This window comes from Achromobacter sp. AONIH1 (assembly GCF_002902905.1).
Classification (GTDB): Bacteria; Pseudomonadota; Gammaproteobacteria; order Burkholderiales; family Burkholderiaceae_B; genus Achromobacter.
The window spans coordinates 3,014,109-3,027,065 of record NZ_CP026124.1; the positions used below are offsets into that span (position 1 = coordinate 3,014,109).

A 12,957-nucleotide genomic window follows, 5' to 3' on the forward strand; every position below is an offset into this window, starting at 1 on the left:
CGGCGCTTTGAGATAAAGTGTTGGGCCCGGCCGTGTCCGCGGCCCAACCCAGAGACTCTCGCGCCCGCTCGCCATGACCGATTACGTCTTCCGCCTGCTCAACGTCTTCGCCACCAACGACTCCGCCTTCAGCGGCAACCAGCTCTGTGTGTTCGAGGACGCGCGCGGCCTGGACGACGCCGTCATGCTGCAGCTGGCCGCGCAGTTCAATCTGTCCGAAACCACCTTCATCCTGCCGTCCGAGCAGGCGGATGCGCGCGTGCGCATCTTCACGCCCGGCTACGAAATGAAGTTCGCCGGCCACCCCACGCTGGGCACCGCGCAGGTGGTGCGCGACCTGCTGAAGACCGGGGATGCGCTGACCCTGGAGTTCAAGGCGGGCGTGGTGCCGGTGACGGCGAAGGGCGATGCCTGGACCTTCACCGCGCCTTGCCCGAACGGCGTCGGCACCGCCGCGCCGGCGCTGGGCCGCGCCGAGATCGCCAGCCTGGTCGGCCTGAACGAGGATGACCTGCTGGGCGATCCCATCTGGATCGATACCGGCGCGGACCAGCTGCTGGTGCCGCTGCGCAGCGTGGACGCGGTGCGTCGCGCGCTGCCGGACAGCTCGCAACTGGACCGCTGGCAGGAAAGCAGCCTGGGACGCAAGACCACGTATCTGTTCGCTTTCGACGAAGGCGCGGTCGAAGCCGGCCGGCAGGTGGTCGAGGCGCGCTATTTCTTCGCCAAGGCCGGCGGCGGCGTGGACGAGGACGCGGCCACCGGCTCGGCCTGCGCCAACCTGGGGGGCTGGCTGCAGGCGCAGGGCCGCGCCTTGCCGGCCAGTCTCGTGGTGCGCCAGGGCGCGCAGATCGGCCGGCCCAGCCGTCTGCTGCTGGATGTGTCGGCCGACGGCCGCATCCAGGTGGGCGGCCGCGCGCTCGATATCGGGCGCGGCGTCATCACGCTCTGACATCGGTCGCGCAAAAAAAAAGCGCCCGTGCCGTGGCACGGGCGCCTTCAGGCGCATGAGATCCGGCCTACTTCTTGTTCTTGGCGGGATCCACCTTGATGTTGTTCATCACCTGCTTGACGCCTTCGATGCCGCGGGTGACCTTGGCGGCGTGGTCGGCTTCGGCGGCGGTGCCTACCGTGCCGGTCAGCGTGGCGACGCCGTTGTTGGTTTCAACCGCGATGTCCAACGCGCTGAGCTGCTTGTCGGCCACGAAGGCGGCCTTGACCTTGGTGGTCACGGTCGCGTCGGACGCGTACTCGCCCACGGACTGCTTGGGCTTGTTGTCGGCGTCGGCGGCGTAAGCCATGGAAGTGAAGACGGCGCCCGTGCCCAGTGCGGCGGCGGCGATCAGCTTGCGGATTTCCATAGATAGTGCTCCTGGTTGGTTAGAATTCGGCGCGTCGTGGACGCGATGGCTGTGACGGCTTGTCGCCGTTATTTTTTGCGGAAACTGCCGCCCAGCAGGGACAGCAGCGCCAGGACGAGAAAGACGAAGAACAGGATCTTGGCGATGCCCACGGCGGCGCCGGCGATGCCGCCGAAGCCCAGGATCGCGGCGATGATCGCGATCACGAAGAAAACCACGGCGTAGTGCAGCATGTCAGCTTCTCCCGGTGGTCGTTAACGGAATCAGGCGTGGTTCAGCGATTCTGGTCGAAGAAGTCGCGGACTTCCTTCTGCGCCTGTTCCTTGGTCTTGCCATAGCGTTCCTGGATCAGGCCCGCCAGGCGTTCGGCGTTGCCCTCGCTGCGGGTCAGCTCGTCGTCGGTGAGTTCACCCCAGGCGGCCTTGGCCTTGCCCGTCAGTTGCTTCCACTTGCCAGCGATGATGTCGTTGTTCATAAGTACCTCTCTGCGTGTGTGCGAATGTCGGCTTATGGCCGTAAGCGCTGTGTTCGCGGTTGAGTAGGACGCTGATCAGCATGGCTCCACCGTACGTGCCGGCCGGAAGGGCTGTCAAACCTGGCTGTGGGCAAATGTAACGGTGGTGATGGGGACAAATCCCCGCGTTTCCGACCGGGTGAAGGCAAGCCTGCGCCCAGAGAGGGAGTTACATTTGAGCAACGTCTTGTCCCGTTTTGAGCGGGGCAGGTAACGGGATCTGAGGGCGTTTTCGCGCGCGCCGCCAGCGCATGTCCGGCTGCGCGCCGCGTGCGATTGGCGGCGGACGAGCGCGCTGGTATCTTCGTCCGGGAGGCCGCCGGATGTCGGCGGCAATGAGCAAGGAGTCAAGCATGCCGAAACGAATCTGCGCCGCGCTGATGCTGGCGCTGGCCGTCCTGGCGACGGCGGGCTGCGCGGGCACGGACCGCTTCCAGGCGCAGGCGGACGTGGTCCGCGCCTACGGCTAGGTCCGGGCAGCAACAAAAAGCGAACGGGGCGCTCGGCAAGCGCCCCGTTCGCTTATCGCCGGCTACGGACCGGAATCAGGCTTCCCGGATGCGCTTGGCGATGTGCTCCAGCGCTTCCTCGACCTGGTCGACCAGGATCAGGCACAGGTCGCCGGCCTGCAGGCGCGCCAGCGCCGTGTCGATGGCCAGGAACTCGCCGTAGATCTCATCGACCTGCTTGGCGCGGGTGGCGTTGACCAGGCCCTGGCGCAGCAGCGCCACCACTTCGCCGTCGGCGCGGCCGCGCTGGCACTGGTCCTGGTAGAGCAGCACGTCGTCGAAGGCTTCGCCCAGGATCTCGGTCTGCATGCGGATGTCCTCGTCGCGGCGGTCGCCGGCGCCGCTGATCACCACCGAGCGCCGCTTGGCGGGCATGGCGTCCACGGCGCGCACCAGCGCCAGGATGGCGTCGGGGTTGTGGCCGTAGTCGGCGATGACCGTCGCGCCGCGATAGTCGAACACGTTGAAGCGGCCCGGCGCGGTCTGGGCGTCGTTGACGAAGCTGGCCAGCCCGCGGCGCACGATGCTCCAGTCCAGGTTCAGCCCCCAGGCCGCGGCGATGGAAGCCATCGCGTTCTCGACCTGGAAGACGATGGTGCCGTTGCGGGTGAGCGGGATCTCGGCCAGCGGGAAGCGGGTTTCCTCCGCGCCTTGGGCCGCGACGATGCTGTCGCCGTCGCGATAGACCACGCGCAGGCCCTGGGCGCGATGCGTGGCCATGATGGGATGGTTGCGGTCCTCGGCGAAATAGGTGATCGAGCCGGGGCAACTGGCGGCCATCTCGGCGACGATGGGATCGGCGGCGTTCAGCACCGCCATGCCCGACGGATGCACGTGCTGGACGATGACGCGCTTGACCACGGCCAGGTCCTCGACCGTGCTGATGTAGCCCAGGCCCAGGTGGTCGCCCATGCCGATGTTGGTGACGATGGCCACGTTGCAGCGGTCGAACGCCAGGCCTTCGCGCAGGATGCCGCCGCGCGCGGTCTCGAACACGGCCGCGTCCACGTCGGGGTGCATGAGCACGCTGCGGGCGCTGCGCGGGCCGCTGCAGTCGCCCGTGTCGATGCGCAGGTTGTCGACGTACACGCCGTCGGAATTGGTCATGCCAACGCGGTGGCCGGCGGCGCCCAGCAGATGCGCGGTCAGGCGCACGGTGGTGGTCTTGCCGTTGGTGCCGGCCACCGCCACGACCGGGATGCGGCCGTCTTCGCCGTCGGCGTACATGTTGGCGATGATGGCCTCGCCCACATTGCGGCCCTTGCCGAAGGACGGATTCAGGTGCATGCGCAGGCCGGGCGCGGCATTGACTTCCACCACACCGCCGTGTTGTTCCTCCAGCGGATACAGCACGCTCTCGGCGACGATGTCCACGCCGCAGATGTCCAGGCCGATCATTCGGGCGGCCGACACGGCGCGCGCGGCCATCTCGGGATGGACCTCGTCGGTCACGTCGGTGGCCGAGCCGCCAGTGCTCAGGTTGGCGTTGTTGCGCAGGAAGATCAGCGTGCCCGGGGGCGGCACGGAATCGGCGTCATAGCCCTGTTTCTTCAGCGTGGCCAGGGCGATGTCGTCGAAGCGGATCTTGGTCAGCGAGGTGGCGTGGCCGTCGCCGCGCAGCGGGTCGGCGTTGACCTGCTCGACCAGCTGGCGGATGGTGTGGCGGCCGTCGCCGGTGACCTGCGGCGGATCGCGGCGCGAGGCCGCGACCAGGTTGCCGCCCACCACCAGCAGGCGGAAGTCATGGCCGGGGATGTAGCGCTCGACGATGACTTCCGAGCTGATTTCCTCGGCCACTTCGAAGGCCTGGATCACGCGTTCGCGCGTTTCGATGTTGACGGCCACGCCACGACCCTGGCTGCCGTCGCGCGGCTTGACCACGACCGGGCCGCCCAGTTCCTGGGCGGCTTCCCAGGCTGCTTCGGCGGAGGTGACCGAGCGGCCCAGCGGCACCGGCACGCCGGCCGCGTCCAGCAGCATCTTGGTCAGGTCCTTGTCCTGCGCGATCGATTCGGAGATGGCGCTGGTCAGGTCGGTCTCGGCGGCCTGGATGCGGCGCTGCTTGCTGCCCCAGCCGAACTGCACCATGCTGCCCTGCGTCAGGCGGCGGTAGGGAATGCCGCGCGCGGTGGCGGCGTTGACGATGGAGCCGGTGCTCGGGCCCAGGCGCACGTCCTCGTCCAGCTCGCGCAGGCGCTTGAGGGCGTCGGGCAGGTCGAAGGGCGTGTCGTCCAGCGCGGCGCGCACCAGCTGCTGGGCGAGCTCCATCGCCAGGCGGCCGACTTCTTCCTCGCTGTACTCGACCACCACCTGGAACACACCCGGTTCGATCGTGGTCGAGGTGCGACCGAACGTGACCGGGCAGCCGGCGTGGGCCTGCATGGTCAGCGAGACGATCTGCAGCACGTGGGCGATGGAGACGGCGCCCTGGTGGCCCTCGGGGCGCAGCAGGCCGGTCTGCGGCAGGCGGGCGCGCAGCCGCGCCTCGAAGTCGGGGAGGTTGTCGATGGAGCACTCGGCGTCGGCGCAGGACACGATGGCCTCGATCGCCGTGTTCTTGCTCCACAGATTGGGGCCGCGCAGCGCTCGGATGCGGGAAACTTCCATGGCAGGTATTCCTGTCTGTCTGGCTCAGGCGCGCCCCGATCAGGGCGCGCCGGGGTGGTGTCAGTGTTGCTGGATCCAGCGGCGGACCAGATCGATGGTGGGGCCGGAGAAGGCTTCGTCCGACTGCAGCAGGACGAAGTCGCCGGCGGCGATGGCGTCCAGCGCGCCGGCGATGGCCTTGCCGTGGTCGGGTTCGTCCTCGATGTGCTTGACGCGGCTGCCTTGCGCCAGGCCCTGGCGCAGCAGCGCGCGCGCCTGGCCTTCGGGACGCTTGCTGCGCACCGTGGCGTCGTCGTACAGCACCACGCGGTCGAAGGCGTCGCCCAGCAGCTTGCCCTGTTCGATCAGGTCGGCGTCGCGGCGGTCGGCGCCGGCCGAGTAGACGGCGCAGCGCGCGGTGGCGGGGAATTGGTCGATGGCGGCGATCAGCGGGCGCAGCGCCGAGGCGTTGTGCGCGTCGTCGACCACGACCGTGCTGCCGCCGCGCTCGAACAGCGTGAATTGCCAGGGCGCGTCGGCCTGATCGATGTCGAAGGTCTCGATGCCGGCGCGGATCAGCTCCACCGGAATGTCCAGTGCCCAGGCCGCGCCGACGGCGGCCAGCACGTTCTCGACCTGGAAGGCCACGCGGCCGCCGTGGGTCAGCGGGATCGCGGCCACGTCGGCCAGGCGTTCCTGGCGCGGGCCCTGCGCCAGCACGATGGCGCCGTCGCGCACGAACACGGCGCGGCCATCCTGCTGCAGGTGGGCGGCGATGGCGGGCTGGGCGGGGTCGATGCCGAAGAAGATCACGGCGCCGTCGGACAGCTCGGCCATTTCGACCACGCGCGGATCGCGCGCGTTCAGCACCGTGTAGCCGCCGGGCAGCACCACGTCCACCTGCGTGCGGAAGACGTTGAACATGCGTTCGGCGTCATTGATGTCGAAATCGCCGAGGTGGTCGGCGTCGTCGATGTTGGTGACCACGCCGACCTGGCAGCGGTCGTAGGCCAGGCCCTGGCCCAGGATCACGCTGCTGTCGTTCTCGATGACGGCGGCGTCGACGTTGCGGTTCATCAGGACGCGCGTGCCCGAGGCGAAGTCGGCGCGGTCGCCCTTCTGCACCAGGCGGCGGTCCAGGTACAGGCCCTCGCTGCAGGCCAGGCCGGTGCGCTTGCCCGACAGGTACAGCAGGCGCGCGATCAGGCGCGCGACCACGGTCTTGCCGTTGGTGCCGGTGACGCCGACGATGGGGATGCGGCCGGCGTCGCCTTCGGGGAACAGGTGGTCGACGATGGCCCGGCCCACGGGGCGGGGCGTGCCGTCGGCCGGCTTCAGGTGCATCAGCAGGCCGGGGCCGGCGTTGACTTCGACGATGGCGCCGCGCTGCTCGTCCAGCGGCCGCGAGATGTCCTCGGCCACCAAGTCCACGCCGGCGATGTCCAGGCCGACGATGCGGGCGGCCAGCGTCACGGTCGCGGCGACGCTGGGGTGGACCTTGTCGGTCACGTCGAACGCCACGTTGCCGCTGCGCTGCACCAGCACGCGCTGGCCGTCGGCGGGCACGCTGTCGGCGTCCATGCCCTGGCGGGCGATCTCCAGGCGCGCGGCGGAATCCAGGCGCACCGGGTTCAGCGGGTGATTCTCGGTGCGGCCGCGGCGCGGGTCGGTATTGATCTGGTTGTCGATCAGCTCGGTGATGGAGGACTTGCCGTCGCCCGTGACCCAGGCCGGCTCGCCGGCGGCGGCGGCCACCATGCGGTCGCCCACGACCAGCAGGCGGTGCTCGTTGCCCAGCACGAAGCGCTCGACGATGACGCCGCTGCCTTCCTCGACCGCGACGGCGTAGGCCGACAGCACTTCCTCGCGCGTGGTCAGGTTGGTGAAGACGCCGCGGCCGTGGTTGCCGTCATAGGGCTTGACCACCACCGGCAGGCCGATGTCCTCGGCCGCGTCCCAGGCGTCCTCGGGGCTGTCGACCAGGCGGCCTTCCGGCACCGGCACGCCGCAGGTGGACAGCAGTTCCTTGGTCAGGTCCTTGTCGCGCGAGATGCCCTCGGCGATGGCGCTGGTGCGGTCGGTCTCGGCGGTCCAGATGCGGCGCTGGCGCGAGCCGTAGCCGAACTGCACCAGGTTGCCCTCGAACAGGCGGATGTAGGGAATGTCGCGGTCGTCGGCCGCGTCCACGATGCAGGCCGTGCTGGGGCCCAGGCAGTGGCGGTCGATCAGCGTGCGCAGGCGCGCCACGGCGGCGGGCACGTCGAACGGGCGGGCCTCGATGCCGGCCATGACCAGGTTGCGGGCTTCTTCCAGCGCGGCGCGGGTGACCTGTTCCTGCCAGGCGCGCACCACGACCTTGTAGACGCCGCGGGTGGAGGTTTCCCGGGCCTTGCCGAAACCGCCGCGCAGGCCGGCGAGGTTCTGCAGTTCCAGGGTGACATGTTCAAGAATGTGGCCGGGCCAGGTGCCTTCCTTCAGTCGCATCAGGAAGCCGCCCCGCACCCCCGGGCTGCAACGGTGCTCGATCAGGGTCGGCAGCCATTCGGTCAGGCGTTCGTAGAATCCGGGGATCGTGTTCGACGGGTAGTCTTCCAGCTCGCCGATGTCCACCCAGGCTTCCAGGACCGGACGGTAGGTCCAAATGTTCGGGCCGCGCAAAGCCACGACATCGAGAAATTCAATGTCTTTCTTTTTCATGTTTTAATTTGCTCGAGATGCAGGTTGGCACGCGCGGAAGCCCCTATGCATATGACCGCGAATTTGATTGGGGTTGCGCTTAAAGAATAATGCCAACAAGTGGGGGATCCCAGAGATATTCCTAATTAGAAAAATCGGCTGATACTATACGACGCCTTCAAGGGCGGGAACTCGATTTGTTGTAAGGAAAGGACACGTTTTCGGCCCTTGGCGGAAAACAGCTTTGCCACCTTGCATGGCAGTGTCTAGGGCAGTGTCTGGGCCCCGGTATGCGTACCAATGAAAAAACCAAACCTGCATTCAGGCCTTGCCGATGCCTTTCCTGCCCGCTGGCGGGATGAAATCCGCGCCGAACTGACCGATGGCGAAACCCTGCTGGCCTGGGTCGAGATAGACCTGGACCAGCGGCTGAAGTTCCATCCTGGCCTGGTGGCGGCCACGGACAAGCGCCTTTTGGCGCGCAAGGCCGACGACAGCGGCTGGGAGTCCTGGGCGTACGGTCCCCAATTGTCCCTGACGCTGGCCGACCATGCCGGCGCGGCGGTCATGGAATTGCACGACGACAGCGCGCGCCTGGGCATCTGGCGCTTCACGCTGGCCTGCAACCCGCCGGCGCTGCGCCTGCTGGCGCAGTTCGAGGCGCAGCAGGCCATCCGCCTGTCTGGCCAGCCGCCGCAACATGACGGCGATCGCGCCTGCATCATCTGCCACAACCCGATTCCCGAAGACGCCGAGGAATGCCCGGTCTGCCATCGCGAGCAGGCGGCGCCGTCATCGACCTGGGCGCTGCTGCGGCTGTGGCGCTTCGCCAAGCCGTACCGGCTGGCGCTGCTGTCCGGCTTCCTGCTGACGTTGCTGGGCACGGCCGCCGCGATGGTGCCGCCGTACCTGACCATGCCGCTGATGGACGATGTGCTGATCCCGTTCCAGAACGGCGCGCCCATCGACTACGACAAGGTCCGCCTCTACCTGGGCGGCCTGCTGGCCTCGGCTGTCCTGGCGTGGGGCCTGGGCTGGGCCCGCACCTTCATCCTGGCCTGGGTCAGCGAGCGGATCGGCGCGGACCTGCGCACCACCACCTACGAACACCTGCAGAAGCTGTCGCTGGAATACTTCGGCGGCAAGCGCACCGGCGACCTGATCTCGCGCATCGGCAGCGAGACCGACCGCATCTGCGTGTTCCTGTCGCTGCACCTGCTCGACTTCGCCAATGACATCCTGATGATCGTCATGACGGCGGTCATCCTGGTGTCGATCAACCCCTGGCTGGCGCTGGTGACGTTGGTGCCGCTGCCCTTCATCATCTGGATGATCCACGCCGTGCGCGACCGGCTGCGGCATGGCTTCGAGAAGGTCGATCGCATCTGGTCGGAAATCACCAACGTGCTGGCCGACACCATCCCGGGGATCCGCGTGGTCAAGGCCTTCGCCCAGGAAAAGCGCGAGGTCGCCCGTTTCCGCGAAGCCAACAACCGCAACCTGGAAGTCAATGACCGCGTCAACACGGTCTGGTCGCTGTTCTCGCCCACGGTCACGCTGCTGACCGAGGTCGGCCTGCTGGTGGTGTGGATCTTCGGCATCTGGCAGGTCTCGCAGAAGCAGATCACGGTGGGCGTGCTGGCGGCCTTCCTGGCCTATATCGGCCGCTTCTACACGCGCCTGGATTCCATGAGCCGGATCGTGTCGGTGACGCAGAAGGCCGCCGCCGGCGCCAAGCGCATCTTCGACATCCTGGATCACGTTTCCAGCGTGCCCGAACCGCAGAATCCGGCCAAGCTGCCGCAGATCAACGGCCGCATCGAATTGCGCGAGGTGGGTTTCCGCTACGGCAACCGGCAGGTCATCCGCGGTCTGAACCTGAACATCGCGCCGGGCGAGATGATCGGCCTGGTCGGCCACAGCGGCTCGGGCAAGAGCACGCTGATCAACCTGATCTGCCGCTTCTACGACGTGTCCGAGGGCGCGGTGATGGTGGACGGCGCCGACATCCGCTCGCTGCGCGTGTCCGAGTACCGCCGCAACATCGGCCTGGTGCTGCAGGAACCGTTCCTGTTCTTCGGCACCATCGCCGAGAACATCGCCTACGGCAAGCCGGAGGCCACGCGCGAGGAAATCGTCGCGGCCGCGCGCGCCGCGCACGCGCATGAGTTCATCCTGCGGCTGCCGCATGGCTACGACTCGCTGGTCGGCGAGCGCGGCCAGGCCTTGTCCGGCGGCGAACGCCAGCGCATCTCGATCGCGCGCGCGCTGCTGATCGATCCGCGCATCCTGATCCTGGACGAAGCCACGTCCTCGGTGGACACCACCACCGAAAAGGAAATCCAGAAAGCGCTGGACAACCTGGTGCGCGGACGCACCACCATCGCCATCGCCCACCGCCTGAGCACGCTGCGCAAGGCCGACCGGCTGGTGGTGCTGGACCGAGGCCAGATCGTCGAGCAGGGGCCGCACGAGGAGCTGATGGCCAAGGAAGGCGCGTACTACCGCCTTTATCAGGCGCAGGCCCGCCAGGCCGAGGCCGACGCCCAGGCGCCGGGCAGCGACGACATGGCCGCCGTGGCCTGACGCGGAAACGGAAACCCAGCCATGACGCTTCCCACATTCCAATTGCGCCGCAATGCCTTCGGCCGCCTGGTGTTCCAGGGCGCCGACGGCCAGGCGCACGAGGGCGTGCTGCCCGTGCGCGCCTTTCCCATCAGCCAGCCGGGCCGGGGCCTGTCGCTGGTGACCGCCGACGGCCACGAACTGCTCTGGATCGATCAACTGGCGGACCTGCCCGCCGACGCCCGGGCGCTGGTGGAAGAGGAACTCGCCAGCCGCGAGTTCATGCCGGAGATCCGCAAGCTCAAGAGCGTGTCGGCCTTCGCCACCCCCACCGTCTGGAAGGTCGAGACCGACCGGGGCGAGACGGCCTTCACGCTGCGCGGCGAGGAAGACATCCGCCGCCTGAACGCGCAGACGCTGCTGATCGCCGACAACCACGGCATCTTCTATCTGATCCGCGACCTGATGTCGCTGGACAAGCACAGCCGCAAGCTGCTGGATAGGTTCTTGTAGGATCACCCCCGAAGCGCTTGCGCGCTTCCCCCTCAAGGGGGCGCCACTGCGGACCGGCAAAGCCGGCTCCGCGTGGCCCCGCTTGGGCGAGGCCTGCTTCATGCGGCGAGTGTTGGCTTCGTGGGGTAGTTGCTGGGCGGACTTTTAACCAGCACTATCGGGCGTGTTCTGCTTGAACGGCGTGTGCGCTTCCAGTTCGTCCAGGTAGCCCTCAACCGCCGTGGTTTCCTCGTCCAGGAAGCGTTGGATCGCGTCGGCGAAGCGCGGGTCGGCGACCCAGTGGGCGGACCAGGTGGGGGTGGGCAGCAGGCCGCGCGCCATCTTGTGTTCGCCTTGCGCGCCGCCTTCGAAGCGGGCGAAGCCGTGCGCGATGCAGTAGGCGATGGCCTGCATGTAGCAGGTCTCGAAATGCAGGCCCGGCACGTATTCCGTGGCGCCCCAGTAACGTCCGTACAGCGCGTCGCCGCCGGCCAGGTTCAGCGCCGCCGCCACGGGCGCGCCGTCGCGTTCGGCCAGGATCAGCACGAAGGCGTCGGGCTGGTCGCGGTGGGCGCGGTGGAAGAAGTCCGCGCTCAGGTAAGGCGGGTTGCCGTGCTGGAAATAGGTGGTGCGGTAGCACTGGTAGAAGAAATCCAGCTCGTCCGCGCCGATGGCGTCGCCGCGCAGCCAGCGGTGGCGCAGGCCGGCGGCGGCGACCTTCTTGCGGTCCTGCCGGATCTTCTTGCGCTTGTCGTGGCTCATCGAGGCCAGGAAGGCGTCGAAATCGGCATGGCCGGCATTGCGCCAATGGAACTGCACGCTTTCGCGGACCAGGAAGCCGGCCTCGCGCAGCGCGCGCATGTCGGTATCGGACGGGAACAGCAGGTGCAGCGAGGACACGCCGATTTCCTCGGCGAAGGCGATCAGCGCGCGCGCCAGCGCGGCGCGCTCGTCCGGGCCGGCGGCCAGCAGGCGGGGGCCGGTCACGGGAGTGAAGGGAACGGCCGACAGCAGCTTGGGGTAATAGCGCAAGCCGTACCGCTCGAAGGCGTCGGCCCAGGCATGGTCGAACACGTACTCGCCGCGCGAGTGAGATTTCAGGTACAGCGGCACGGCGCCGGCCAGCGTCTGGCCGCGCCACAGCGCCAGGTAGTGCGGCGACCAGCCGGTCCGTGGCGAGGCGCAGCCGGTCTCGTGCATTGCCCGCAAAAAGGCGTGGCGCAGGAAGGGCTGGTCGCCGGCCAGCGCGTCCCATTGACGGGCGTCGATGCGGGACAGGTCGGTTTCGATGGTCAGGCGCGGCGAGGAATCCATGGGGCAATGATAAAGTCTCCCAGGTTGCGGCCCAAGGCCGCGCCGCCGCCCCGAGAGGCCGGCGGCCGAGACAGTCGCGGACGCCTCGTAGCGGGCGCCCGCCATTGGAATCCTGCATATGAACAGCAATACCCACCCGCCGGGCGTCGCCTGTCTGCGGGCTCAGGCCCTGCACGCGCTGGCGGTCGATGACTGGGCCGGCAAGCTGGCCGCCGTGCGCGCCATCGACGACGCGCCCATCGTCGATACGGAACGTCGCCTGGAACCGACCCGCGCGCTGCCGGGCCGGCCGGCGCGCCCCGGGCTGGTGTCGCCGCAGCAGCTGCGGCATCGCTCGCCGGCCTCGCCCGAAGGGCGCGCCGCGCTGCTGCACGCGCTGGCGCATATCGAATTCAACGCGGTCAACCTGGCGCTGGACATCATCTGGCGTTTCGCCGGCATGCCGGCGGCGTTTTACCTGGACTGGCTGCGCGTGGCGCGCGAAGAGGCCTATCACTTCGAGCTGCTGAACCAGCGCCTGGCCAGCCTGGGCCATGTCTATGGCGATTTCCCCGCGCACAACGGCCTGTGGGACATGGCCGAGCGCACCCGTAGCGACCTGCTGGCGCGGCTGGCGCTGGTGCCGCGCACGCTGGAGGCGCGCGGGCTGGATGCCTCGCCCATGATCCGCGACAAATTGAACAGCGTCGGCGATGCCGAGAGCGCGGCAGTGTTGGATATCATCCTGGCCGACGAGATCGGCCATGTGGCGATCGGCAACCGCTGGTTCAAGCATCTGTGCGCGCAGCAGGGCAGGGACCCCGTGGCCTGCTACGCGGAACTGGCGCAATTGCACGGCGCGCCTCGCCTGCGCGGTCCGTTCAATCTGGAAGCGCGCCGCGCCGCCGGTTTCGACGAAACCGAACTGGCGGCTTTGCAGGCCGCTTCTCCAACCCTGTAA

At 68.2% G+C, this 12,957-nt stretch carries 10 protein-coding genes; 4 read left to right on the top strand and 6 right to left on the bottom strand.

The window, feature by feature from the left end:
• Positions 1-73 precede the first annotated feature (73 nt).
• Entirely contained in the window at positions 74-952 is an 879-nt protein-coding gene (locus C2U31_RS13665; RefSeq protein WP_103273253.1) for a PhzF family phenazine biosynthesis protein, read from the top strand.
• Between the two features lie 67 nt (positions 953-1,019).
• Here C2U31_RS13665 and C2U31_RS13670 read toward each other — a convergent pair whose 3' ends face one another.
• The 5 genes from C2U31_RS13670 to cphA (C2U31_RS13690) all read right to left on the bottom strand — a co-directional run bounded on the left by C2U31_RS13670 (position 1,020) and on the right by cphA (C2U31_RS13690) (position 7,667).
• Entirely contained in the window at positions 1,020-1,361 is a 342-nt protein-coding gene (locus C2U31_RS13670; protein WP_103273254.1) for a BON domain-containing protein, read from the bottom strand.
• Positions 1,362-1,429: 68 nt separating this feature from the next.
• Complete coding sequence (locus C2U31_RS13675; RefSeq protein ID WP_103273255.1) at positions 1,430-1,594, bottom strand: DUF1328 domain-containing protein; 165 nt, start codon at positions 1,592-1,594, stop codon at positions 1,430-1,432.
• Positions 1,595-1,635: 41 nt separating this feature from the next.
• On the bottom strand, positions 1,636-1,836 hold the full coding sequence (locus tag C2U31_RS13680) for a CsbD family protein (protein WP_103273256.1): 201 nt from the start codon (positions 1,834-1,836) through the stop codon (positions 1,636-1,638).
• Positions 1,837-2,420: 584 nt separating this feature from the next.
• Positions 2,421-4,991, bottom strand: coding sequence for a cyanophycin synthetase (cphA, locus tag C2U31_RS13685; RefSeq protein ID WP_103273257.1), 2,571 nt, complete (start codon positions 4,989-4,991; stop codon positions 2,421-2,423).
• 60 nt (positions 4,992-5,051) lie between these two features.
• Positions 5,052-7,667 (bottom strand): cyanophycin synthetase, encoded by a 2,616-nt coding sequence (cphA, locus tag C2U31_RS13690; RefSeq protein ID WP_103273258.1) that lies wholly within the window; start codon positions 7,665-7,667, stop codon positions 5,052-5,054.
• 279 nt (positions 7,668-7,946) lie between these two features.
• Between cphA (C2U31_RS13690) and C2U31_RS13695 the strand changes: the two genes are divergently transcribed.
• Both C2U31_RS13695 and C2U31_RS13700 read left to right on the top strand, forming a co-directional pair.
• Positions 7,947-10,232: an ABC transporter transmembrane domain-containing protein gene (locus tag C2U31_RS13695; RefSeq protein ID WP_103273259.1), complete on the top strand. Its 2,286-nt coding sequence runs from the start codon at positions 7,947-7,949 to the stop codon at positions 10,230-10,232.
• Positions 10,233-10,253: 21 nt separating this feature from the next.
• Positions 10,254-10,724, top strand: coding sequence for a DUF1854 domain-containing protein (locus tag C2U31_RS13700; protein WP_103273260.1), 471 nt, complete (start codon positions 10,254-10,256; stop codon positions 10,722-10,724).
• A 144-nt stretch (positions 10,725-10,868) separates the two neighbouring features.
• Here the strand turns inward: C2U31_RS13700 and C2U31_RS13705 are convergent, their stop codons facing one another.
• Positions 10,869-12,017 carry a GNAT family N-acetyltransferase gene (locus tag C2U31_RS13705; protein ID WP_103273261.1) on the bottom strand — a complete coding sequence of 383 codons (1,149 nt, stop codon included), beginning with the start codon at positions 12,015-12,017 and terminating at the stop codon, positions 10,869-10,871.
• A gap of 118 nt (positions 12,018-12,135) precedes the next feature.
• Here C2U31_RS13705 and C2U31_RS13710 point away from each other — a divergent pair, with 118 nt between their 5' ends.
• Positions 12,136-12,957: a ferritin-like domain-containing protein gene (locus tag C2U31_RS13710; protein ID WP_103273262.1), complete on the top strand. Its 822-nt coding sequence runs from the start codon at positions 12,136-12,138 to the stop codon at positions 12,955-12,957.

Coding starts and splice junctions, on each gene's coding strand:
- C2U31_RS13710 (WP_103273262.1), top strand. CDS start 12,136: ATGAACAGCAATACCCACCCGCCGGGCGTCGCCTGTCTGCGGGCTCAG.
- C2U31_RS13695 (WP_103273259.1), top strand. CDS start 7,947: ATGAAAAAACCAAACCTGCATTCAGGCCTTGCCGATGCCTTTCCTGCC.
- cphA (WP_103273257.1), bottom strand. CDS start 4,991: ATGGAAGTTTCCCGCATCCGAGCGCTGCGCGGCCCCAATCTGTGGAGC.
- C2U31_RS13700 (WP_103273260.1), top strand. CDS start 10,254: ATGACGCTTCCCACATTCCAATTGCGCCGCAATGCCTTCGGCCGCCTG.
- C2U31_RS13680 (WP_103273256.1), bottom strand. CDS start 1,836: ATGAACAACGACATCATCGCTGGCAAGTGGAAGCAACTGACGGGCAAG.
- cphA (WP_103273258.1), bottom strand. CDS start 7,667: ATGAAAAAGAAAGACATTGAATTTCTCGATGTCGTGGCTTTGCGCGGC.
- C2U31_RS13705 (WP_103273261.1), bottom strand. CDS start 12,017: ATGGATTCCTCGCCGCGCCTGACCATCGAAACCGACCTGTCCCGCATC.
- C2U31_RS13670 (WP_103273254.1), bottom strand. CDS start 1,361: ATGGAAATCCGCAAGCTGATCGCCGCCGCCGCACTGGGCACGGGCGCC.
- C2U31_RS13675 (WP_103273255.1), bottom strand. CDS start 1,594: ATGCTGCACTACGCCGTGGTTTTCTTCGTGATCGCGATCATCGCCGCG.
- C2U31_RS13665 (WP_103273253.1), top strand. CDS start 74: ATGACCGATTACGTCTTCCGCCTGCTCAACGTCTTCGCCACCAACGAC.